Below are 22,414 nucleotides of genomic sequence, written 5' to 3' on the forward strand. Positions count from 1 at the left end.
TGTCCCCGAACGGCTAATGTCGGGAACTGGACTCCGTCCAGTTTGGCTACTCCGTCCTCAAACTCTTCACCGGATTACGCATAGCCGAACGTATAGTATTGAGACCCACCACCAGCAAAGTCAGCCCCAGCAGCAACAACCCAACGACAACAAAGGTCCACGGACTTATAGCAATACGAAAGCTGTATTTCTCCAGCCAGCTGCTCATCGCCCACCAGGTCAGGGGCACGGCAATCACAAAAGCTATCCCTACAAGCCGCAGAAATTCCTGCGAGATCAGCCCCAACAGCTGCGGCACCGACGCACCCAACACTTTGCGGATGCCAAACTCGCGAACCCTCCTCTCCATCGTGAACGAGGCCAGACCCGCCAGACCGAGACAGCAGATAAAGATCGCCAGCCCCGCGAAAATATTCGTGATCTTGCTGATCAGCTCTTCAGCGAGAAATTTCTTCTGGAAGTCCTGGTTGACAAATCGGTATTCGAAGATCGCAGCGGGATCATATTTCCGGACAAGCCCCTTCAGGACTTCGATCGCCTGCTGCGGCGGCACGCCGTCCCTCAGCCGGATATTGAAGAAATTGCCGCCGCCCCGCGCATAATAGATCATCTGCGGGTCCACCGGCTTATACGGTGATTCCATGACGACGTTATCCGTTACGCCGATGACGGTATATTGACTGTGCCCATAGCGCAGAACAGCCCCAACAGGATGGGCCAGGTGCATCGCCTCCACCGCCGCCTTGTTCAGCAGTACACTCCCCGAGTCGGAAGGCATTCCCGTAAAACCCTTTCCTTCCAGCAACCGGATGCCGAGACCGTCCGTGTAGTGTTCGTCCGCCCGCTGGCCCATAAAGATGATCTCCTGATCGGGTAGCTGCCCCTCCCAGTGCGGCGCGGGACTGCGCCACCAGACCTCCGTAACGGGCGACATCGTCCTCGCTACCGCCTTTATCAGACCCGTGGACTGAAGGTCGTTGCGGAAGGCGGCGTAGTTCTTGTTGAGGAGATCCGTATTGGGCAGCGCAATAAGATTGTCGGGATCATAGCCGATATCGCGGTTCTTCACGTACTGCAGCTGCCGGTAGACGATGATCGTAGCCGAGATCAGCAGAATGGAGATCGCGAACTGCGAGACCACCAGCACCCGGCGCGGAATAATGGCCTTCCTGCCCGCGACAAGCGTACCCTTCAGGACCTTCACCGGGTTGAAGGACGAAAGATAGAACGCCGGATAACTGCCCGCTACGATCCCCGTAAAAAGAATAATGATCGCCAACCCCGTTAAAAATACGGGGTCGCCCAGATTCAGCGACATATGCTTTTCCAGCATCAGATTGAAGGCCGGCAGCAGCAGCCACACGGCCAGCAGCGCGATTACAAACGAGATCGCCGTCAGTATGATGGATTCGAACAGGAACTGCGCCATCAGCTGCCCGCGATCCGAGCCCGAGGTCTTGCGGACCCCCACCTCGCGGGCCCGTTTCTCCGATCGGGCAGTCGAAAGGTTCATAAAATTGATGCAGGCGATCAGCAGGATGATAACCGCGATCACAGAGAACAACCGCACATACTCGATCATCCCACCCGTATTCTTTCCATCCTTGAAATCGCTGTAGAGCCGCCACCTGTTCATGGGGAACAAAAAATAGCTGCTGACCTTGTCGCCCGGACTATGCGACTTCTTGAGATCGTTCACGGCCTTCTGCGCCGCAGCCACATTCGCACCCGGCGCCAGCTGCACAAAAACATTCCAGGAAGAATTGTTCCACTCGTTCATCTGCGGCTTTAGGTTCGAATCCGAATAGTTGAACGGCTGTATAAAATCGAATCGGAACGTCGAATTGTCCGGCGCATCGGCCACGACGGCGCTTACCCTCACCAGCTCGTTGTCGTCCAGCTTCATGGTCTTTCCGACCGGCTCATCATTGCCAAAATAGGCTTTTGCGGCGCTGGCGGTCAGGACTATCGAAGACGCATCCGTGATCGCACTGGCCGGATTGCCTTTCAGGAACTTCCAGGTGAACAGCTCGAAAAAATGTCCGCTGACCGTATAGCCGGTCTTCTTGACCCTGTTCTCGCCAAAAGCCAGCAACCGCTGCTGCGGATAGGTCATCTCCACCGCCGTCTTTATCTGCGGATAACCGTGCTCGAGAGCCGGACCCAGCGGAAACGCCATATTTCTGTCGGTGAACACCGAGTTCTTGAAATCCCGGTTGGCGATCACCTGATAGATATCCCTGTAATTCGAATGGAATTTATCATACGACAGCTCGTCGTTTACCCACAGAAAGATCAGGATGCTGCAGGTCATTCCGATGGCGAGGCCGAGCAGATTGGTCGCAGCGAAAGCCTTGTTCCGGAACAGGTTTCGCCAGGCGATCTTGAAATAGTTCTTGAGCATGCGGGGGCTTTTATTCCTGACTCCCGATCTAAAAAGGTGCCCCTTTCCTTACGGGCTGACATTCAGAAGTTTACCGATGACGGCCGCCGCTTCGCTGTCCGGTTACGATACATCCGCTGTCCGGACTGCTAAAAATAGTTTGGCATTAGCACAAAAAGTCGGTATGTTTGAACATTCATAACTTATGCAGCTGCGCGTCGATCATCAGAACAAGATTCCGCTACACCTCCAGGTGGAAGAGTTGATACGCAAACTGATAGATTCCCCCGAGTTTCGCAACGGTGCATTCCTCCCCAAAGAGGTCGAACTGGCCAACCGCCTGGGCGTTTCCCGCAATACCATCCGCCAGGCTACCAACAAACTCGAGTACGAAGGCCTCCTGAACCGCAAAAAGGCGTCGGCACGACCGTTGCCAAAAAAGGCACTGTCGACCGGCCTCGACCACTCGGTATAGCTTCACCCGCGAGATGCACGAGCGCGGCGTGCAGGTCGAAAACCTGCAGCTGAAGTCGGAATGGGTCAAAGCCGACGAAAAAGTCAGCCGCTTCTTCAACATTCGCCTACATAAGAACGTCTTCAAACTCTCCAAGCTCAAAGGCTCCGAAGGCGACCCCATCGTATATTTCGAAAGCTGGTTCCACCCCCGTATCGGCTTTACCCCCGAGGACGATTTCTCCCGCCCGCTGTATAGCCTGCTCGAAGAAAAATTCGGCGTGCTCGTCGTTCGCTCCAACGAGAACATCAGCGCCAGACTGGCCGGACCCATGGCCGGAATCCTCCAGGTTCCCGCCGACGCGCCTATACTATTCCGTGAACGCTTCGTCTATGACCCCGGCGACCGCCCCATCGAATACAACGTCGGCTACTACCGCGCGGACAAATTCACCTACTCCATCGATATCAAAAAGGCATAACATCCTCCGCCGGCCCTCAGCCGCCAACTATACCACCCCCACCGGCGCGAAAAAAAATTCCCCTCCCCACTAAGGGTAAATTATCATTTTTTTGTCCTGTAAACAACAAGGCCACGAAGAGGCCGAACGAGCCACTTGCAAATGAAAGAACCGAAACAATCATCCGGCAACAATCCACTGCGGATCGCCGTGGACAAAGACGTCGATGACCAGGCGCTGCTGATGGACAACGAGACGTTCATCCGGATCATGCTCAAAGACGACCCGGACAAGGGCTTCGCCGTCCTGTTCAAAAAATACTACAGTCCTCTTTGCAGCCACGCCACCCGTTTCGTCTACTCGAAAGAGATCGCACAGGACATCGTCAGCGAAGTATTCCTGAACTTCTGGAATAAAAAGCTATACGAATCGGTCACGTCCACCTTTCGCGCCTATCTGTATACGGCCGTTCGGAACAGCGCCTACAACCACCTGAAACAGGAGTTCGGCGAGAAAATGACGGCGACACCCGAGCCGGTCGAAGACGCCAACCCGCAGTCGATCCTGCTGCTCGGCGAATTGATGACCGAGGATCGAACGGACCATCGAAACCTTTCCGCCCCAGTGCCAGAAGGTTTTCCTGCTCAGCCGCTTCGAAGGCCGAAAGAACAGAGAGATCGCCGACGAACTCCGGATCCGGCCCAAGACGGTCGAAGCACACATGATGAAAGCCCTCAGCATCCTTAAACGAACTTTATCCGATTACTTGAAATGAGCAACCATGGAAAATCTGGTCGATAAGCAACTATTGTTTGAAAACTTTTCCGGGCGGTCGACACCCCTCCGGAAACAACAGATCGAAGACTGGCTCGGCGATCCCGCCAACACCGAACGCTACTACGAATGGCTCGACGAATGGGAAAAAGCCAATTCCCTGTTCACCCCCGATACCACGACAGCGCTGAATAATATCACGGATCACCAGACATCGGCCCGGTCCTCACCAACCACCAAACGCCCCAAAACCCTGTTCCGCTTCAGACTCATCGCCGCCGTCATCGCTACCCTTACCCTGGCCGCAGCCACCTATGCGATAAAAGATCAGCTGCTCTACCAGTCGATGTCTACCGCCTACGGCGAGACCCGGTCGGTCGTCCTTCCCGACGGCAGCCTGATATCCATGAACGCGAATACCACGGTGCGCTACAGCCGGTTTGGCTTTGGAGAGAGCAACCGCGACGTATACCTCTCCGGAGAAGCTGACTTCACGGTGACCCACAGCGGCAACCGGCCCTTCACCGTCACGACCGACAAAGACCTGAAAGTCCTGGTCCTGGGCACCCGCTTCACAGTCTATACGAGAGGGGAGAAGGCTACCGTCGTCCTCCGCGAAGGAAAAGTAGAGCTGCACTATACCGAAGAGAAAAAGGAAAAACAACTGCTCCTGCAGCCCGGAGACCTCTTCACCACGCACAAGGGCGCAAAGACCCGCCTGCAGCGCATCGCCAACCCCGAGAACCTCTCCGCATGGAAAGACCACGAATTCCTGTTCGACGGCACCTCCCTGTCGGAACTCGCCGGAATGATCCGGGACAATTTCGGACTGTCCGTACATTTTGACAACCCGTCCCTGTCGGAAAGAAGCATCTCGGGTTCATTCCACGCCGATACCTCGGCCGAACTCCTCGACGTCATCGCTCAATTGCTGAATATACACTATACCATCCGGGAAGGCACCGTTTACTTCTCCGAATAGACTTTTTAACGAACTAAATACTATGCTGCTTTTATGAAAAGATTTCATCATCAACTGTTGAAAGGACTACTGCTTTTTGCAATCCTCTCCCTTTTTCAAACTCCGAGAACCTTCGCGGGTGAAGACAAAGACTCTTCCATCCGCCTCTCGGAAGCGCTCCGTCTGGTCAAAGACCACTATAAGGTAGACATCCTCTTCGAAGACAGGACGGTAGACGGCCTCCTCGTCCCTTCGGGCCTGATCAATTTCGGCCGCTCCGCCGAAGAGAATATCAGCGCACTCATCGGCCCCTTCGCCCTCAACTACAAAAAGGTAAAGGCCAGGTCCTACCTGATCATGCAAGACAAGACGAAAAAACTAACAACGATCGCAGGCGCCGCCGCCCGGATTCCGCACAAACAACCGCCGAAACTCCCGCCCTGGGCGTCGCCGCCACCCGCGACGGACACTGGATCACCGGTACCGTCACAACCCTCGAAGGACAGCTGCTCCAGGGCGCCAGCATCAAGATCAAAGGCAGCAACCGCGGGACCAGCACCGATATCAATGGGAGGTTTCGCCTCAGCGTAGAAGACCGCGACCAAACCCTGCTCATCAGTTACACCGGATACAGCAGCGCCGAGATCGCCATCAGCCAGCAGACCAGTGACTATACCGTAAAACTGACAGCCGTCAGCGGCCGGCTCAACGACGTTGTCGTCATCGGCTACGGCACGTCCAGCCGCAGGAACCTCATCGCCTCCGTCTCCACCGTAAAAGGCGCCGATATCGCCAATACCCCCGTGACCAGCATCGACGCCGCCCTCCAGGGCAGGGCCTCGGGCGTACAGGTCGTCCAGAACTCGGGCTCGCCGGGCGACGAGACCTATATCCGCATCCGCGGCAACGGCTCCCTCTTCGGAGAGAACAGACCGTTATACGTGGTCGACGGCGTGCCGATGAACAACCTGCCCGCCGCCCAGTACGGCATATCCGGCGACGGCCAGCGCATCGCCTCCACCAACGACATCAACCCCAACGACATCGCCTCCATCGAGGTACTCAAAGACGCCGCCGCAGCAGCCATCTACGGCAGCCGCGGCGCCAACGGCGTTATCCTCATCACCACGAAGAGGGGAGTGGCGGGAAAATCGAAATTCACGTTCAGCGGCTATACAGGAATGGCAGAGGTGACCAAACGCCTCAACCTCCTCGACAACCGCCAGTACGTCGACCTCATCCGCGAAGAACGCGCCAACGCCAACCTGCCCGCAGACCCCTGGTCAACTACACGGACACCAACACCAACTGGCAGAACGCCATCTTCCGCCAGGCGCCGATGACCAACGCCAACCTCTCCATATCCGGCGGCACCGGCAAGACCTCGCACTACGTGTCTCTCGGCTATTTCGACCAGACCGGAACGATCACGGGCGTTCAGCACTACCGCCGGTGGAACGGCAGGGTGAATTTCGATTTCATGGCGACCGACCACCTGAAGATAGGCGTCAACATCACCGGCACACACTCCATCAACCACCGCATGGACAACAGCTTCTCCGGCCAGTCCGTACTCGCCGCCGCGCTGATCGCCAACCCCAACAACCCCATCTACAACAAGAACGGCTCCTACTTCAGCGACCCCCTCCGCAGGAATACGAATCCGGTGATGCTCGCCAACAGCCTCCGCTTCGTCTCCGGCGTGGACAGCTATGTAGGCAATATCTACGGCGAATACACGATCGCAAAAGGCCTCAAACTACGCAGCAGCCTCGGCTTCGACAACCAGCAGGTCACCGACGACCGCTACCAGTCAACCCTGGTCAACAACGGCTCACCCGCCACGGGCTTCGTCTCCGTATTCAACCAGTTCCTCTGGATCAACGAGAATACGCTCAGCTATACGCCGGAACTCAACGCCAAAAACCACCTCTCCTTCCTCCTCGGCCAGAGCGCCCAGCAAGCCTCGGTTCGCCGCATCGGCTTCAGCGGCTCGACCAGCTCGACCGATATCATCCAGTCCGTCAGCGGCTTCACCGCATTGTCTGCACCTACCGACTATCGCTCCGCATGGGGCCTCGTATCGTATTTCCGGCCGCGCAAGCTACAGCTACGACGACAGATTTCTCGTCGAAGGCGTGCTGCGTACCGACGGCAGCTCCCGGTTTGGCGCGAACAAACGCTACGGCTTCTTCCCCTCCATTTCCGCCGGCTGGCGCATCAGCAACGAAGCGTTCATGCGCGACGTGAAATTCGTCAACGACCTCAAGCTGCGCGGCAGCATCGGCCTCACCGGCAACAACGAAGGCCTCGGCACGGACTTCCCTCGCTCGCGACCTATAGCACCGGCTATAACTACGGCTCCGAAGCCGGCATCGCCGCCACCTCCCTATCCAACCAGGACCTCAGCTGGGAGTCCACCGTCGCCAGCGACCTCGGCCTCGACATGACCTTTCTCGACAACCGCGTCAGCGTCACGGTAGATGCATATAACAAGGTGACAAACCGGCTGATCTTCAAGCTTGACCTGCCCTATACCTCCGGCTTCGCCCGCACCAACGGCGCCAACATCGGCCAGCTCATCAACAAAGGCCTCGAGATCCAGGTCAACACGGACAATATCCGCGGCAAATTCAACTGGAGCACCGGGATCAATTTTTCGATCAACCGCAACAAGATCACCAGCCTGCCCGAAACCATCGAAGGCGACCCCACCAGCTCGGACTTTACCGAGAGCCTGCCCGCCGCATACTCCGGCAGCATGCCCACCAGCATCTTCCGCGTCGGACAACCCGTCGGCTCCTTCTTCGGCTACCGCAACAAAGGCGTCGACCCCAAGACCGGCAATATGATCTATGACGACATCAACCACGACGGCAAGATCACAGCCGCCGACAGGGTAATTCTCGGCAACGCCCTGCCCAAATTCACCGGCGGACTGACCAATACCTTCAGCTATAAAGGCTTCGACATGAGCTTCTTCATCTACGCCAGCTATGGCAACAAGGTCTACAACCAGACCCGCGCCTTCCTGGAAAGGATGAGCAGCTACTGCACAACGCGGACGTACAAACGCTTAACAGATGGTCGCAGGCCCATCCGACCAACGTACCCAAAGCCATGTTCAACGACCCCGTCCAAACCAACAGCATCACCAACGGCGATATGTCCCAGCGCTGGGTCGAAGACGGATCGTATATCCGCCTCAAAAATATCACGCTCGGCTATCTCCGTGCCCCAGACCTGGACCCGAAAAGCCCGGCTGACCAGCGCCCGCGCATATCTCAGCGCACAAAATCTGTTCATGATCACCAGCTACTCCGGCTTCGACCCCGAGTCGCAGAACCAGTCCGTAAAGAATTCCCAGCTCGGCATCGACTACGCCGTCCAGCCCCAGCCGAAAGTTTTCCTTGCCGGTCTGTCGGTCAATTTCTAAAAACCAAAAGCCATTGCGCACTAACATCAAAACGAAGCTCCATATGCTACAAGATAGTTGGCTATTGCTCTCTTCTCTTTCTCTTCTCCTGCTCCAAGGTCCTGGACCAGGTGCCCGAATTCACCATCGCGGAGGACAACTACTGGCAGACCGCCAACGACGCCGAAAGCGCCGCGGTCGGCATGTATCCCACCATACAGTCGCTCGCCCAGCAGTCGCCGCTGGCCTTCGACGCCGCCAGCGACGCGGCCACAGTCGTAAACTCCGCCAATTACGCCCCCTTCGGCCTGCACGGCATCCCCGTCGACAATCTCATCGTCGCCACCTACTGGCAGAACAACTATACCGGCATCGGCCGCGCCAACGATGTTGCTCAAACACGTTCCAGCCATGCGGGACAGCCTCTTCATCCCCGGACAGAAGACCCGCATCATGGGCGAAGCCTATTTCGTTCGTGCTTACCTCTACTACAACCTCGTAAAAGCGTTCGGCGGAGTACCCCTCGTGACCACACCCTATACCTCCTTCAACGCCGACTTTACGATCCGACGCTCTTCGGTAGATTCGACCTTCCAACTGATCGTTTCCGACCTCCACCAGGCGGAAGCCCTGCTGCCGCAGACCTGGCCCGCGACCGTCGACACCCGCGGCAGAGCCACCCGAGGCGGCGCCCAGGCGCTCCTCTCCAAAGTTTTTCTCAGCATGAAGAACTATGACTCGGCAGCCGCGAACGCCCAGTACGTCCTGAACAATTCGACCTACAGCCTCGTGACCGGCGCCACGGCCTACGCAAATATGTTCTCCACCAGCGGCAAGAACGGCACGGAGGCGATATTCGAGATCCAGTACGTCAGCTCCACCCAACAAGCCCACGGCCTCTACAGCTTCTACCTGCCCACCTCCGGCGTCCCCGCCGGCGTCCAGCCCGGCAGCTACCAGATAGCGCCGACCCCAAAGATCGTGTCGGCCTTCCAGACCGGCGATATCCGCCAGAAAGTCGCCGTCGCCATGAGCACACCCACAGCCCCCGCCACACCCGTCCCCTACGTCAACAAATACCCGCGGCTTACCAGCGGAACCGAACCCGATATCTTAGCCCTGCGCCTCGCCGACATCATCCTCGTCCGCGCCGAAGCACTCAATGCCTTCGGACAGACCCAGGCCGCTACCGATATGCTCAATACGATCCGCAGACGCGCCTTCGCACAACCACTGACCTCGACTTCCCCTATGACTTCCCCAGCACGCCGACGACATAGCCAAAGGCTATGACCTCACCCTCGCCATCGAGAACGAACGTTTCAAGGAGCTGGCCTTCGAAGGACAGCGCTTCTACGACCTCGCCCGCACCGGCCGCGCACCCGCCGTACTGGGCATCGGCGCCGACCAGACCCTATGGCCCATCCCGCTGCGGGAGATCCAACGCAACCCCCGCCTCGCACAGAACCACGGATATTAAACCACACACCTATAATTAATACGATTGACCATGCGAAACCTTATTCTCCTGATTCTTGTCCTGCTGCCCGGCGCCGCCTGCTACGCACAATACACGACGTCCTGGGTCGGCAACACTTATGGTGACAACGCCAACCACGTCGGCAACTGCGCTCGCTCGATGTGGGTCTCGCCCGGCGGCATCGTATACCACCTCTTCCGGCTGGGACGAGAACGGCCGGAACATCGGCATCTACCAGAACGGCGCCATACTCGGCGGCATGGGCGGGACCAACCAGTCCCAGTGGCAGCGCCATTGCCGGCGACTCCACCTGGGTCTTCACCGCACAGGAAACACCGGCCTACAATATCGGCCGCTACAACCGCGCCACGAAATCCAGAGACCTCGTCTTCCAGGGCAGTAGCACCACCACCGCAACCGGCGACGTTATCCGCGGACTCGGCGTATTCAACGGCAGAGTATACGCCGGCGACTACGCCGGCAACCGCATCGCCGTTTTCACCCCCGCCGGAATACTCGTGAGACAATGGGCCGTCACGTCCCCCGGCGCACTGGCCGTTGACAGCAACGGCTTCATCTGGGTGGCCCAAATGAGCTCTTCAACCCTTTTGCAGTTCGATACCCTCGGCACGGCAGGAACCGTGATCCACATGGACACGGCTTCCCGCCCGTCGGCACTCTACGTCGATAACCGCCACGGACAGCTGCTCGTAGGCGATCAGGGCCCCGACATGAACATCAAGATCTACGACAGACAGTCGGCCGCGCTGCTGGGCAGCTTTGGCGTCCCGGGCGGATACCTCAACCAAACCTCCGGCATACGCGGACAGACGGGCGACAAAAGATTTACCCGCGTCGTAGGCATCGGCCGCGACACACAGGGACGGCTCTATGTCCTGAACAACCCCTGGGGCGGCACTGGGACCTCGGCCGCAACGGCGCGACGGATCTCCACTGCTACGACAGCACCGGCGCACTACAGTGGACCCTCCAGGCCCTCAACTTCGAAGGCATAGCCTCCGCCGACGCCGGCACCGACGGCGCCGACCTCTACAGCGGCAATATCCTCTACCATTTTACCGGCACCGGAGGCGGCAACTACGTGGCCAATACAATTGACCCATACCGCTATCCCGGCGACGCCCGCATCAGCCCCAGCGACAAGGGACGCGGCGAACACTTCGGAATGATCGCAAACGCGGGCGGCCACCGACTATTAGTCGCCGCCAACCAGAATACGGACGTCTTCTACACGTATTATTTCAATCCGTCGACCGACGGCTATATCGCCATTCCCGGAGATACGATCCAGCCCCACGTCCGCAACGGCTTCCAGCTCGATTCCATCGGCGACCGCTGGACCAGCTACGACAAGACCAACGCCATACAGCACTATCCGCTGACAGGCTTTACCGCCGGAGGCAGACCCATCTACGGGACCGCCATATCCACACCCACACCCGCGTCGATCGCACCCCTCAACCGCCTCGGCTACCTCCCCGCCAGCGACAAAATGGTCCTCGCCGGCGGCAGCACCGACTGGACCCTCATCGGCAACCGCATCGAGGTCTACAACGGCTGGCTCGCAGGCAACAGAACTCCCAATCTCGTCATCACGCTCTCCCGGGCCCAGGCCAAATCCATGGCGGTCGCCGGAGACTACGTCTTCATCGGCTACTACGCCATACCGAATATCGACGTCTTCAGCCTCAGCACCGGCAACCTGATGCTCACCCTGACACCCACCGGCGGCGTATACGCCGGCAACGACACCGACTCGCAATACGGCGTCCAGGCCTACCACAAGTCTACCGGAGAATACCTCATTACCAAGGACGACTACAACGGTACCAAAGTCGTCATCTATACCGGAACCCCGCCGATACGACCGTCGCAACGGCTCGCCTCGCCAAATCATCTTCCACAGCCCTCGTCTACCCAAACCCGGTAGAAAAGACCCTGACGGTAAATCTCAATAAAAACACCTCCAACGACCTTGGCGTTACCATCGTCGACCTCTCCGGAAGGGTAGTGCTCAGCTCGAGGGTCAAAGGCACAGGCCTCTTTACCGTCGCCACCGCCGGCCTCCGGCACGGAATGTATATCCTCACGATCGCCGACGCGGCTAGCGGCAAAAAAATAGCCGAAAGTAAATTCATAAAAAAGTGATGTCAACCCGGATCCGCCCAGTCGCTATCGTCTTATTGCTCCTTTCCGTTAACCGCTGCCTTACCCAGATGGTTCCACCGCAGAACTGGGTCGACTATGAAAAAGTCCTCGGCGTTACCAACAACCTCCGCCACTATGACTACGACGTCTACCCGGTCCGCTCGGCCGTGACCACGGGTGTATGGTGGCCCGAAGACAAACCCGCCTATACCATCGCCGTCGTCAACAACGACGACCAGCCGATACAGGTGAAAGGACGCATCGATATCGTCCGCTATGGCACAAAAGGAAGACCCAACGACGTCTGGCTGCCGGAAATGGTGAAACTCGCCGACCTGGGCTCGCTGCCCGTCGACATCGACATCCCCGCGCACGGAAAAAAGAAATAGACATCAGCCCTTCCATCCCGCCCACATTCGGCGGCTACGCCCTCGTGATGGACCTCGGTAAATACGGCCGGAGACTCGTCACCAGCCTCGTCCGCACCTACGCGGCCAACCCACGCCGCCTGCAGTTCCCCCGGCAGGCCCTCGGACGATATGGGCGCCGACTTCCTCCATCGCGTAGGCGTTCAGGCCATCCGAATGGGAGTCGACTATACCCCCACAACCGCGCCCGACTTCGCACAAAAGATGGAAGCGCTGGACAAAAAACTAAAGGAATACAAGGAAAAGAACATAACGGTACTGCTGATGTTCGGTGCCGGCACCGCCCCAATGCCGCTCGGCATCCCCCGCGCCCACCTCGACAGCACCGGCACAATGCGCAAGACCAAACAGGACTATGCCTGGCTCCCCTCCGCCGACGCCGACTTCAGGACATTCGTCAAAGGACTCTGCACCAAATACGGCTGGCCCGCCGGACCCGTAACCGCCGTTTCACTCTGGAACGAACCCTGGAAGGCATGTCGATCTCCGGCTGGCAGGCCGACATACCCGCTACCGCGAGATCTATACCGCCATGGCCGACGCCGTCCTGGAAGCGCGACGACAGGGAGCCGAAGTGCTGGTAGGCGGAGGCGACTCCAACTCCAACGCCTGGGACAAACTGTTTGCGGACGGCAAAATGACCTTCCTGCCCATCTTCGACTTCTGCAGTATCCACTATCAGGGCATCGAGTCACCCGTGCTGTACCCCGAATGGGTCCACCGGAAATCGCCAAACGGCCGCGTACGCATATGGGATACCGAAAGCTGGGTCGGCAATACCGACGACCGCATCGGCCTCGTAGTGGCCGCCAGCCGCAGCGCCGGCTACGACCGCTCTATGGGCATCTTCGCCGGCTATATGTATACGGTCAGCTCGGCCGGAGGCCACCCCATCGACAATATCGGCAAAATGAAGGGACTGCCCGATGCATGGTCCCCCGCCGCAGCAGTCGGTGCCGTACAGCACCTCGTCGGAGAACGCGCATTCAACCGGCTTCTGTTCAAAGGCCTTCCCCGGGTCATGCTCTTCGACGGATACGACAACGACCCCGACGACGGTACGGCCGTCGTCTGCGGCGACATCGGCGAAGGCTTCGGCCGCGACCACACCCTGTTCAGAAGCGTGCGACTGTCTGACGCCACCCTCACCATCCCCGCCGACCCGCATTTCCGGCTCTACGATTTCTATGGCAACCCCGTACCGCCGGCTGACGGAAGGATCACCGTGCCGCTCAACAGCCAGGGATACTACCTGCGCACCGACGGTACAAAAGGTTCCTCGGACCTCAGCTCCTGGAAACGATCAAAACAGCCCGTATCCAGGGCATCCAGCCGGTGGAGATCATCGCAAAAGACATGCTTTCTCCCATCCCCCAGGGCGCCACACTGCAGCTGCAACTAACAAACATGCTCAACCGCCCAGTCGAAGGCACGCTGAACGCCACGCTCGGCAGCCTGTCCATCAGCTTCCCCGCCGCCATAAAGCTCGCACCACATGAAATAGCCACAATCCCCATTACCATCACCGCCGGAGCACCCACCCCCGACAACCGCTACCACCTGACCGCAAAATTCGACGCCGGCAAAGACGGCGAGGCCACCCACGAGGAAGACATGCACGTGGATCAGGTCTCACGCCGAACCATCACGGTCGACGGACGCCTCGACGACTGGCAGGGCGCCCTCCCGCAGAGCGTCAGCAGCGGCGCCGCCGGCCCCAGCCTCACCGAATCAGCCTGGTACCCGTTTAAGAATTTCGACACGAATTCCGGCGGATTCGCCAACGGCTATTTCGCCTGCGACGACCGCTATTTCTACTTCGCCGCAAAGGTCGCGGACAGCACCCCCCATCCGGGCACCTATCGGTTCGCCAACCGCCCCGACGACGAGTTCTTCTATCCCGACACGGCATACCAACTGGACATGATGAAAAGCCTCGTGACAAAGGAGAACACCAACTACTGGGAGAGCGGCGACAACACCAATAGCTTCGGCGTCGACCTCCACCTGCCCGAAGACCACCCAACGCTCGTCACCTTCTACCTGCCGAATATCAAAGTCTCCGGCCTGCTCATGGACATCTTTGACGCCAACGGAAAATTATTGGAGAACCGACGCATCGACAAACTCTGGGACGGCGCCTACGAGTCCTTCACACTAAAAGGCAAGGTCCGCGTCGCCTTCCACGCCTGGGGCTGGTGGTACTCCGTCAAACTCGGAGGTATCTTCTTCGACCCCCCGACATCCCCGGGCAAAGGAAAACTCTTCACCAACGAAGACCTGGATACAAGGGCCAACTGGAAAGGCGTCTATGGTCAGCTTGGATATTATCTCCCCGGCGATTCCACCCACTTGCCACAGGGCATCACCGCCAAAGCGGCCCACACAGAGATCCGCAATCCCCTGATCTGGCCGGCCGGCGTCCGCCACTTCACCTATCGCAAAGGCCCCGTAACACCCGACAACTCCGGCCTCGGGTACTCCTATGACAACGTACTCCTCGCCTTCAACGTCCTACCCGATGGCCAGGACGGAATGCTGGCCTATCCGCCAGGAACCATGCCCCGCTATACCGGCTATAAATGTACCGACTATGAATACGCGATGAATCCGGTGGCTGCCCAATACGGAGGCGGTACCGAGATCTGGCGCCTGCTCGCCCCCGGCCTCAACCGAAAACATTTCTTCCCCAGACAACCGCGATCGGAAGGGGAGGGGCCCGTCAAAAACGGCCGGCTGGCCATCCACCGCGACGGCAATACCGTCATCACCGAGTGTGCCATCCCCTGGTCGGAACTACCCGACGTAAAGAAGGCCATGGACGAAGGCCGCACCGTCAAACTCTCCTTCCGCGTCAACGACAACGCCGCACCCGCCGCCTGCATGGAGCTGGCCAGAGACCGCAGCGTCTCCAAAGTCAACGCCCGCGCCTTCCACCCCGACTGGAAGACGCACTGGGCCAATGAAGTGGAATTTGCATTCGAAAGAAAAGACAACACCACAACGGCCTTCCAGCACAGCATCGACAGCTGCTCGGCCCACGGCGGCGGCATCGTCCGCATCCCAAAAGGCAAACACACCATCGGAACCCTATACCTCAAAGACAACGTCGAACTCCACCTCGAACAGGGCGCCGTCTTACTCGGTAGCACCCGGCCCGAAGACTATTCGAGCCCCGCCCTGATCTACGCCAGCGACGCGAGGAACATCGCCATCACAGGCCCCGGCACGATCGACGGCCAGGGCGGCGACTCCGCCTTTCAGAAAGGCGATAACGGCAACGGCCGCCCGCGGATCATCCATTTTGTACGCTGCAACAATGTCCGGATCGAAGACATCACCCTGAGAAATTCACCCTTCTGGGTACAGTACTACAGCGGCTGCGACACCGTAAACATCCGCGGCATCAGGGTCTACAGCCACTCCAACTGGAACAACGACGGCCTCGACATCGACAGCCGCAACGTCACGGTGTCCGACTGCACCATCGACAGCGACGACGACGCGCTCTGCCTGAAATCCGAGACACCCGGCATGGCCTGCGAGAACGTAAAGGTCACCAACTGCCACCTCGCCAGCAACTGCAACGCGATCAAGCTCGGCACAGCCTCCCGCACCGGCTTCCGCCATATCTCCATATCTAATTGTACCGTCAACGCCGCATCCGAAGACCCCATCCGCCACTGGCGCCAAAAGCTCGAACATATCACGGCTGACAGAACCGTCCTCGCCGGCATCGCCGTCGAGACCGTCGACGGCGGAGAGTCGGAGGATATCGATATCTCCCATATTCAGATGGACCACGTTCAGACCCCCATCTTCATCCGCCTGGGAGACAGACAAAGAAGACCCCGTCCCTGCCTGCCCCCCGCCATCAGCAGCCTGAAGAACGTCTCCATCAGCTATATCCGCGCCACCGCATACAGCCGCATCAGCTCCTCTGTGACCGGCCTCCCCGACGCCAGCCTCCAAAACATCTATTTCAACGACATCCGCATCACGGGCCCCGGCGGAGGCACGGCCAAGGACGCCACCCGCCGAATCCCCGAGATGGAAAACTCCTATCCCGAAAACCGGATCTTCGGCAACTCCCTCCCAGCCTCCGGCTTCTATTTCCGCCACGTAAAAGGGCTTTCCCTTCAAAATGTGAATAGCACCCCGCAGACCCCCGACCAACGCCCCAACTTCCTCCGGGACGACGTAACCGAGATCGCCGCCCTCCCCGCGGCCCGCTGGACTTCCGGCGACGACCCCTCCTGGAAAGCCCCCAACCTCGACGACAAGTCCTCGGACCCCCATCCGCACCGGAATTCCTCGGGAAGACGCCGGCCACCCCGGCTATAATGGATATGCCTGGTACCGCCTCAAGGCCTTCCTGCCCCGCTCCCTGGCCAGCCCCAATGACTCGATCACCGTCTTTATCGGCAAAATAGACGACGCCGACGAGATTTATCTGAACGGCAGGCTGATCGGCAAAACGGGCTCGTTCCCAACAGATAAGGAAGGTTATGTCACTAAGAATTACATAAAAGAGAGTACCATTTTGCCCATAACGACCCCCTCCTCCGCTGGGACCGCCAGAACACCATCGCCGTCCGGGTCTATGACGGCAGCGGCAACGGCGGCATCTATCCCCTGATACCCTATATCGGCCCGACCCAGCCCCAGGACCCCCGGCCACCCCATCCTGGGACAGCGCCTGCATCCTTACCCCAAAACCACCCCCAACCCCCGTGATCAACGGCGCCAGGATATTCGGGATCCGGCCAGGTTCCCCCTTTCTTTATAAAATAGCCGCGACCGGCACAAAACCCCTCCGCTATGCCGTCCGGAACCTCCCCGCGGGCCTTACCGTCGACAGCACGACCGGCCTCATCACCGGCGCCCTCGAAAAGGAAGGCGAATTCCACATGCAGATTTCCGTTAGTAATACCCTGGGCCACGCCACAAGAGGTTTTACGGTCAGGTGCGGGCCCACGATATCGCTCACACCCCCGATGGGCTGGAACAGCTGGAACTGCTGGGGCCTCAGCGTCGACGACACAAAGGTCCGGAGCTCGGCCCAGGCGCTTCTCGACAAAGGGCTCGCCGACCACGGCTGGAACTATATCAATATCGACGACGCCTGGCAGGCACGCCGGCGTACGCCACAGGGGAGGTCGCAGCAAACGATAAATTCCCCGACATGAAAGCCCTCGGCGACTGGCTCCACGGCAATGGACTGAAATTCGGCATCTACTCCTCACCCGGCGAACTCACCTGCGGCCGCTATACCGGCAGCCTCGGCCATGAAGCACAGGACGCCGCCACCTATGCCCGCTGGGGCGTCGACTACCTCAAATACGACTGGTGCAGCTACGGGAAGATAGCAGGTACGGACACCACCCCCGACACCTATATCAAACCCTACCGGGTCATGGACCAGGCGCTAAAAACACAACACCGCGACATCTTATACAGCCTCTGCCAGTACGGGATGAAGGGAGTCTGGAAATGGGGTAGGGACGTGGGCGCCTCCTGCTGGCGTACAACCGGAGACATCACCGATAGCTGGGCATCCGTCCTGGCCACGGGTTTCAGCGAATCCGGCCTCTTTCCCTACGCCGGCCCCGGCCACTGGAACGACCCCGATATGCTGGTCCTCGGACAGATCGGATGGGGCGACCTGCACCCCACACGGCTTACGCCGGACGAACAGTACTCGCACTTCAGTCTCTGGTGCCTGCTGTCGGCGCCGCTGCTCATCGGCGGCGATATTTCCAAAATGGACGATTTTACACTCGGACTGCTGACCAACGACGAAGTCATCGCTCTCGACCAGGACCCCCTCGGTCAGCAGGCGCGACGCGTGATCAGCACCGGCTCGCTCCAGGTCTGGATGAAAGAACTCGAAGACGGTACCACCGCCATCGGCATCTTCAATATGGCGGACACAGCCAGCACAGCTACCATCTCCTGGGAATCACTCAACGTCGGCCACGACCAACTGGTAAGGGATTGCTGGCGGCAGAAAGACCTCGGCAGCTATGCGACCACGTTTACAACCCCGCTCGCTCCCCATGGCGTCCGACTCATAAAGATCACCCCCCAACACAATACGACGACGGCCAGGCCCCAAAACCGCGACGCCCAGTATAACTGGCAGTCCAGACACGCCGCGATTCTCGAACTAAACAGATCTTCCCCGCCACCCAATATTATCCTCGGCAATTCCATCGTACACTTCTGGGGCGGACTGCCGGCAGGACCATTCGCCAACGGCGCCGACTCCTGGAACAAATGGATGGAGCCCCATGACGTACGGAACATGGGCTTCGGATGGGACAGGATCGAGAACGTCCTGTGGCGCGTGACACACGGCGAGCTCGACGCCTACACGGCAAAACATGTCCTAGTGATGATCGGGACCAACAACCTTTCCATCAATACCGATTCGGAGATCGTCGCCGGCCTCACCAATTTAATAACGGAGATCCGCCGGCACCAGCCGGAGTCGAAAATAATATTGTCAGGTCTGCTCCCGCGAAGAAAAATGGAAATGAGAATAGCAGCACTGAACCAGCAGATCGCACAGATAAAAGACATAACGTATATCGACCCCGGAAAAATTTTACTCCGGCCCGACGGAACCATCGACGAATCGCAATTCATTGACGGTCTGCATCCTAACGCCGCGGGCTACCGCCGCCTCGCGCCCCTGATCGCAAATTATTTTTAACATTTGCTTGCACAATCCAAAAATGGATAGTAGGTTTGCTTCATCAACGGTCCAATACTCCTCCCGGATCACCTTCCCTTACAACACCAGATCGTACCCAATCTCCCACTGAATTACCTTCACGGTTTAGTTTACACATTCGCACACAGCAATACACGTTTTCAACTATCCTAAGGAATGCCTCCGTTCCAATGACTATGAGCTACCCCAAATAGCTTAGATTCCTAAATAACATAGTCTTTTTAACACCGTAAATGCACCCGCAATGAAAACGTTATTCTCTCTGCTGACTCTTTTCGCTATCGTATTCGCTTACATCCTCAGCGCAAATTTCTACCTCGACGGACAGCTGTTTGTCGCCTACCTGCTGGTTGTTTCATCTATCAGCTCCATGGTCTTCTGGATCAAAACCCACGATCTCCTTCACGTCGTCCCCGTCAGGAAGGCCTAGACAACCCCAACCATCAACCGAAACACAACAAACAGCATTCCTTACCTCACAATTGAAATCACATGAAAGCGATCTTTACCTTCCTTACCCTTCCCGTTATCATCCTCATTTGCTTCCTTAGCGGGAAGTTCTATATCAGCGGAGACTACGTAGTCGCCTATTCAATGGTCCTGACCTGGTTCGCATCTCTCATACTCTGGATCAACTACGTCAGCTATCGCCTGCACAACCAGCGTGCTTAACACGCCTCCATCCGTAACCCTTACCTCGCGCCCACCACGGCGCCCACAATGCCCTTAACTACTCTCATTCGCAGGCGCTTCCCCGTCCGGTAACTTCCCGGATGGGGATTTGCTGTTTTTTGCTAAAACTTCATCGCCGTACATTCGGCTATGAAAAAATTGCTCGCGCCGGCCGGCCTCCTTCTCACCTGGCTCACGTCCTTCTCCCAGGCCTATTACCCCGCCACCGAACAACCCCGGCAGAAAACTTCCTTCCAGACCAGCAGCCCCTGGATCCCGCAGATCGACGTCCGCTCCGACGTAGCCATCGTCTACGGCGTCAACGACCGCAAGGGACTGACCTTCGGGCAACGCCTCCAGTCCTGGCGCGACCACGGCTACCAGCCCGCCTTCATGACCGGCATCGCATGGGGCGAGTACTTCGACTATTTCCTCGGGTCAGTGGGACGGCCACAACCACCTCGGCGTCGGCCAGGTCACCCAGCAGGGCGATACGATCATGCACGGAAAGAATATGCCCTACGTGGTTCCCGTACAGAGCTTCATCGAATACATGAAGACAGCCGTTGTCAGACGGGTCATCGACGCCGGCGTTACGACCATCTTCCTCGAAGAACCCGAGTTCTGGGCCAGGGCAGGCTACAGCACGCCCTTCAAAGAGGAATGGCAAAAATTCTACGGCTTTCCCTGGCGGCCCCAGCACGAGTCCGCCGAGAACACCTATCTCTCCAGCAAGCTGAAATATCACCTGTACTATAACGCCATCCAACAGGTCTCGGACTACGCGAAGACCTATGGCCGGTCAAAAGGGAAAAACATCCGCGTCTATATCGCCACACACTCGCTCGTCAACTATTCCAGCTGGAAGATCGTCAGCCCCGAAGCCAGCCTCGCCTCGCTGCCCGGCATCGACGGCTATATCGCCCAGTGTGGACCGGAACTTCACGGGAACCCACCTATTTCAACGGCGTCCAGAAAGAACGCGTATTCGAGAACGCCTTCCTCGAATACGGCTCGATGGTCTCGATGACGGCCCCGACAAAAAGAAAACTGTTCTTCCTGACCGACCCCATCGAAGACTGGCCCCGCGACTGGGCCGACTATAAACGCAACTACCAGGCGACCTTTACCGCCGAGCTCTTATATCCCATGGTTTCCGACTATGAGGTGATGCCCTGGCCCGAACGCATCTACACCCGCCCCTACAAACTGGCCAACAGCGACAGCAGCTCCCTGATCCCCAAATACTATTCCACCCAGATGCAGGTGATGATCAACGCCCTCAACGCTATGCCGCTGTCTTCCAACAAGGTCAGCGGCACGGGCGGCATCGCGGTGCTCATGAGCAATTCGCTGATGTTCCAGCGCTTCCCCACCCACAACGGCTTCGAAGACCCACAGTTCTCCAATTTTTACGGACAGACACTCCCGCTGTTGAAAAGGGGCGTACCCGTAATGACGGTGCATATGGAAAACCTGAAGTATCCGGCCACGCTCGGCAAGACCAAAATCCTCGTCATGAGCTATTCCAATATGAAACCCGACGGCCCCGAAGTACACCGCTATATCGCCGACTGGGTAAGAAAGGGTGGGGTACTGGTCTACTGCGGCCGGGACGACGATCCCTATCAGTCCGTCATGGAATGGTGGGATACAAAAGGCAACAGCTTTACCGCACCTTCCCGGCATCTCTTTAAGGAGCTGGGCATCGACGCCTCTCCTGGCAAACAACGCTATACGGTTGGCAAAGGCGCCGTCTATATCCTCCGGCAGAACCCAAAAGAATATGTCATGGATGCCGGAGGCGACGCTCCCTATCTCGCCGCGATAAAACAGGCCTGGGAGAAGGACGCAAACGCCGGCGCGCTGCAATTCAGGAACGTCCTGTACCTCGAGCGCGGACCCTACGATATCGTCGCCGTGCTCGACGAGAACGCCGACAGCAAACCCTACACGGTCAGGGGCCCCGTCATCGACCTCTTCGACCCGCAGCTGCCCGTATTGCAACAAAAGGAGATACAGCCAGGTGAACAGGCGCTCCTCTATGACTGCCGCCGCGTGGCTGCCAACAACACACCCCGCGTCCTCGCGGGAGCCGCCCGCGTCTACGACGAAAAGACAAACACCCACGCCTATTCTTTCATCGCAAAAAGCCCCGGCAATACCCAAAATTCAATGCGCGTCCGGCTGCCCGCAAAGCCCCTATCCGTCAGCACCACGGATAGCAAAGGCAACCCCTCCCGGACACGCAGTCGTCCTGGGACGAAAGCTCGAAGACAGAATGGCTGAGTTTTGGAAATAGCCCCGACGGCATCACGGTAAGCCTTCGATGGTAGGAAGGTGACGGCCGTCAGGAAAAGGCCTGAGGAAGATCAGCATTACAGGGGCGGATAGCCGCTAGCTTTGCGGATAACCCAAAAAGCATTGTATGAGCTCCAAACACTGGATGACCATCCTGGCGACGGGACTGATCTTCTTC

24 protein-coding genes and 1 pseudogene are annotated in these 22,414 nt (G+C 58.2%); 22 read left to right on the top strand and 3 right to left on the bottom strand.

Going from position 1 to position 22,414, the window contains the following annotated elements; all coding sequences use genetic code 11:
• Nucleotides 1–46: 46 nt before the first annotated feature.
• Nucleotides 47–2,404, bottom strand: coding sequence for an ABC transporter permease (locus ACQ86N_RS17200; protein ID WP_431216215.1), 2,358 nt, complete (start codon nt 2,402–2,404; stop codon nt 47–49).
• A gap of 184 nt (nt 2,405–2,588) precedes the next feature.
• Here ACQ86N_RS17200 and ACQ86N_RS17205 point away from each other — a divergent pair, with 184 nt between their 5' ends.
• The 8 genes and pseudogenes from ACQ86N_RS17205 to ACQ86N_RS17240 all read left to right on the top strand — a co-directional run bounded on the left by ACQ86N_RS17205 (nt 2,589) and on the right by ACQ86N_RS17240 (nt 8,468).
• On the top strand, nt 2,589–2,858 hold the full coding sequence (locus ACQ86N_RS17205) for a GntR family transcriptional regulator (RefSeq protein ID WP_431216216.1): 270 nt from the start codon (nt 2,589–2,591) through the stop codon (nt 2,856–2,858).
• A gap of 13 nt (nt 2,859–2,871) precedes the next feature.
• The gene (locus ACQ86N_RS17210) at nt 2,872–3,318 is read left to right on the top strand and encodes a GntR family transcriptional regulator (RefSeq protein WP_431216217.1); all 447 of its coding nucleotides are present in this window, start codon (nt 2,872–2,874) and stop codon (nt 3,316–3,318) included.
• Nucleotides 3,319–3,567: 249 nt separating this feature from the next.
• Nucleotides 3,568–3,786 (top strand): annotated as a pseudogene (locus ACQ86N_RS17215) (sigma factor); the annotation flags it as partial.
• 151 nt (nt 3,787–3,937) lie between these two features.
• Nucleotides 3,938–4,072: a sigma factor-like helix-turn-helix DNA-binding protein gene (locus tag ACQ86N_RS17220; protein ID WP_431217450.1), complete on the top strand. Its 135-nt coding sequence runs from the start codon at nt 3,938–3,940 to the stop codon at nt 4,070–4,072.
• Nucleotides 4,073–4,078: 6 nt separating this feature from the next.
• Nucleotides 4,079–5,053 carry a FecR family protein gene (locus tag ACQ86N_RS17225; RefSeq protein ID WP_431216218.1) on the top strand — a complete coding sequence of 325 codons (975 nt, stop codon included), beginning with the start codon at nt 4,079–4,081 and terminating at the stop codon, nt 5,051–5,053.
• A gap of 33 nt (nt 5,054–5,086) precedes the next feature.
• Nucleotides 5,087–5,623 (top strand): hypothetical protein, encoded by a 537-nt coding sequence (locus tag ACQ86N_RS17230; protein ID WP_431216219.1) that lies wholly within the window; start codon nt 5,087–5,089, stop codon nt 5,621–5,623.
• The gene (locus ACQ86N_RS17235) at nt 5,563–6,375 is read left to right on the top strand and encodes a TonB-dependent receptor plug domain-containing protein (RefSeq protein WP_431217451.1); all 813 of its coding nucleotides are present in this window, start codon (nt 5,563–5,565) and stop codon (nt 6,373–6,375) included. Before ACQ86N_RS17230 ends, ACQ86N_RS17235 begins: the two co-directional genes overlap by 61 nt.
• Nucleotides 6,372–8,468, top strand: a complete 2,097-nt coding sequence (locus ACQ86N_RS17240; RefSeq protein ID WP_431216220.1) for a hypothetical protein — start codon at nt 6,372–6,374, stop codon at nt 8,466–8,468. The genes ACQ86N_RS17235 and ACQ86N_RS17240 overlap by 4 nt, the downstream gene beginning before the upstream one ends.
• A 26-nt stretch (nt 8,469–8,494) precedes the next feature.
• On the opposite strand, the gene ACQ86N_RS17245 is transcribed toward ACQ86N_RS17240, so the two are convergent.
• Nucleotides 8,495–8,878, bottom strand: coding sequence for a hypothetical protein (locus ACQ86N_RS17245; protein WP_431216221.1), 384 nt, complete (start codon nt 8,876–8,878; stop codon nt 8,495–8,497).
• Here ACQ86N_RS17245 and ACQ86N_RS17250 point away from each other — a divergent pair.
• From ACQ86N_RS17250 to ACQ86N_RS17305, 12 genes are all read left to right on the top strand, one after another.
• Entirely contained in the window at nt 8,859–9,740 is an 882-nt protein-coding gene (locus ACQ86N_RS17250; RefSeq protein ID WP_431216222.1) for a RagB/SusD family nutrient uptake outer membrane protein, read from the top strand. The two genes, ACQ86N_RS17245 and ACQ86N_RS17250, sit on opposite strands and share 20 nt — an antisense overlap.
• Complete coding sequence (locus ACQ86N_RS17255) at nt 9,724–9,927, top strand: RagB/SusD family nutrient uptake outer membrane protein (RefSeq protein ID WP_431217452.1); 204 nt, start codon at nt 9,724–9,726, stop codon at nt 9,925–9,927. The genes ACQ86N_RS17250 and ACQ86N_RS17255 overlap by 17 nt, the downstream gene beginning before the upstream one ends.
• Before the next feature lie 161 nt (nt 9,928–10,088).
• The gene (locus tag ACQ86N_RS17260; RefSeq protein WP_431216223.1) at nt 10,089–10,943 is read left to right on the top strand and encodes a hypothetical protein; all 855 of its coding nucleotides are present in this window, start codon (nt 10,089–10,091) and stop codon (nt 10,941–10,943) included.
• Nucleotides 10,944–11,029: 86 nt separating this feature from the next.
• The gene (locus tag ACQ86N_RS17265) at nt 11,030–11,878 is read left to right on the top strand and encodes a hypothetical protein (protein ID WP_431216224.1); all 849 of its coding nucleotides are present in this window, start codon (nt 11,030–11,032) and stop codon (nt 11,876–11,878) included.
• Nucleotides 11,879–11,886: 8 nt separating this feature from the next.
• Nucleotides 11,887–12,096 carry a T9SS type A sorting domain-containing protein gene (locus ACQ86N_RS17270; RefSeq protein ID WP_431217453.1) on the top strand — a complete coding sequence of 70 codons (210 nt, stop codon included), beginning with the start codon at nt 11,887–11,889 and terminating at the stop codon, nt 12,094–12,096.
• A gap of 68 nt (nt 12,097–12,164) precedes the next feature.
• Nucleotides 12,165–12,485 carry a hypothetical protein gene (locus ACQ86N_RS17275; RefSeq protein ID WP_431216225.1) on the top strand — a complete coding sequence of 107 codons (321 nt, stop codon included), beginning with the start codon at nt 12,165–12,167 and terminating at the stop codon, nt 12,483–12,485.
• A gap of 571 nt (nt 12,486–13,056) precedes the next feature.
• Nucleotides 13,057–13,926 carry a hypothetical protein gene (locus ACQ86N_RS17280; RefSeq protein WP_431216226.1) on the top strand — a complete coding sequence of 290 codons (870 nt, stop codon included), beginning with the start codon at nt 13,057–13,059 and terminating at the stop codon, nt 13,924–13,926.
• Nucleotides 13,860–16,868, top strand: a complete 3,009-nt coding sequence (locus tag ACQ86N_RS17285) for a glycosyl hydrolase family 28 protein (protein WP_431216227.1) — start codon at nt 13,860–13,862, stop codon at nt 16,866–16,868. The genes ACQ86N_RS17280 and ACQ86N_RS17285 overlap by 67 nt, the downstream gene beginning before the upstream one ends.
• 389 nt (nt 16,869–17,257) lie before the next feature.
• Entirely contained in the window at nt 17,258–17,713 is a 456-nt protein-coding gene (locus ACQ86N_RS17290; RefSeq protein ID WP_431216228.1) for a putative Ig domain-containing protein, read from the top strand.
• A complete protein-coding gene (locus ACQ86N_RS17295; RefSeq protein ID WP_431216229.1) occupies nt 17,710–19,242 on the top strand; it encodes a GDSL-type esterase/lipase family protein in 1,533 nt (510 codons plus the stop codon). Before ACQ86N_RS17290 ends, ACQ86N_RS17295 begins: the two co-directional genes overlap by 4 nt.
• Before the next feature lie 265 nt (nt 19,243–19,507).
• Nucleotides 19,508–19,693 carry a hypothetical protein gene (locus tag ACQ86N_RS17300; protein WP_431216230.1) on the top strand — a complete coding sequence of 62 codons (186 nt, stop codon included), beginning with the start codon at nt 19,508–19,510 and terminating at the stop codon, nt 19,691–19,693.
• Between the two features lie 62 nt (nt 19,694–19,755).
• The gene (locus ACQ86N_RS17305; RefSeq protein ID WP_431216231.1) at nt 19,756–19,935 is read left to right on the top strand and encodes a hypothetical protein; all 180 of its coding nucleotides are present in this window, start codon (nt 19,756–19,758) and stop codon (nt 19,933–19,935) included.
• A gap of 54 nt (nt 19,936–19,989) precedes the next feature.
• Here the strand turns inward: ACQ86N_RS17305 and ACQ86N_RS17310 are convergent, their stop codons facing one another.
• Nucleotides 19,990–20,310 (bottom strand): hypothetical protein, encoded by a 321-nt coding sequence (locus ACQ86N_RS17310; protein ID WP_431216232.1) that lies wholly within the window; start codon nt 20,308–20,310, stop codon nt 19,990–19,992.
• Nucleotides 20,311–20,434: 124 nt separating this feature from the next.
• Between ACQ86N_RS17310 and ACQ86N_RS17315 the strand changes: the two genes are divergently transcribed.
• A complete protein-coding gene (locus ACQ86N_RS17315; protein ID WP_431216233.1) occupies nt 20,435–20,965 on the top strand; it encodes a hypothetical protein in 531 nt (176 codons plus the stop codon).
• Nucleotides 20,863–22,224: a hypothetical protein gene (locus tag ACQ86N_RS17320; protein ID WP_431216234.1), complete on the top strand. Its 1,362-nt coding sequence runs from the start codon at nt 20,863–20,865 to the stop codon at nt 22,222–22,224. Before ACQ86N_RS17315 ends, ACQ86N_RS17320 begins: the two co-directional genes overlap by 103 nt.
• Nucleotides 22,225–22,414: the final 190 nt, after the last annotated feature.

Source organism: Puia sp. P3 (assembly GCF_050632245.1).
Classification (GTDB): Bacteria; Bacteroidota; Bacteroidia; order Chitinophagales; family Chitinophagaceae; genus Puia.

Excerpts from the sequence above, each read along its gene's own strand:
- ACQ86N_RS17200 (WP_431216215.1), bottom strand. The coding sequence starts at position 2,404 with ATGCTCAAGAACTATTTCAAGATCGCCTGGCGAAACCTGTTCCGGAAC.
- ACQ86N_RS17205 (WP_431216216.1), top strand. The coding sequence starts at position 2,589 with ATGCAGCTGCGCGTCGATCATCAGAACAAGATTCCGCTACACCTCCAG.
- ACQ86N_RS17210 (WP_431216217.1), top strand. The coding sequence starts at position 2,872 with ATGCACGAGCGCGGCGTGCAGGTCGAAAACCTGCAGCTGAAGTCGGAA.
- ACQ86N_RS17225 (WP_431216218.1), top strand. The coding sequence starts at position 4,079 with ATGGAAAATCTGGTCGATAAGCAACTATTGTTTGAAAACTTTTCCGGG.
- ACQ86N_RS17230 (WP_431216219.1), top strand. The coding sequence starts at position 5,087 with ATGAAAAGATTTCATCATCAACTGTTGAAAGGACTACTGCTTTTTGCA.
- ACQ86N_RS17240 (WP_431216220.1), top strand. The coding sequence starts at position 6,372 with ATGACCAACGCCAACCTCTCCATATCCGGCGGCACCGGCAAGACCTCG.
- ACQ86N_RS17250 (WP_431216222.1), top strand. The coding sequence starts at position 8,859 with ATGCGGGACAGCCTCTTCATCCCCGGACAGAAGACCCGCATCATGGGC.
- ACQ86N_RS17245 (WP_431216221.1), bottom strand. The coding sequence starts at position 8,878 with ATGAAGAGGCTGTCCCGCATGGCTGGAACGTGTTTGAGCAACATCGTT.
- ACQ86N_RS17275 (WP_431216225.1), top strand. The coding sequence starts at position 12,165 with ATGGTTCCACCGCAGAACTGGGTCGACTATGAAAAAGTCCTCGGCGTT.
- ACQ86N_RS17280 (WP_431216226.1), top strand. The coding sequence starts at position 13,057 with ATGGCCGACGCCGTCCTGGAAGCGCGACGACAGGGAGCCGAAGTGCTG.
- ACQ86N_RS17295 (WP_431216229.1), top strand. The coding sequence starts at position 17,710 with ATGAAAGCCCTCGGCGACTGGCTCCACGGCAATGGACTGAAATTCGGC.
- ACQ86N_RS17300 (WP_431216230.1), top strand. The coding sequence starts at position 19,508 with ATGAAAACGTTATTCTCTCTGCTGACTCTTTTCGCTATCGTATTCGCT.
- ACQ86N_RS17305 (WP_431216231.1), top strand. The coding sequence starts at position 19,756 with ATGAAAGCGATCTTTACCTTCCTTACCCTTCCCGTTATCATCCTCATT.
- ACQ86N_RS17315 (WP_431216233.1), top strand. The coding sequence starts at position 20,435 with ATGCACGGAAAGAATATGCCCTACGTGGTTCCCGTACAGAGCTTCATC.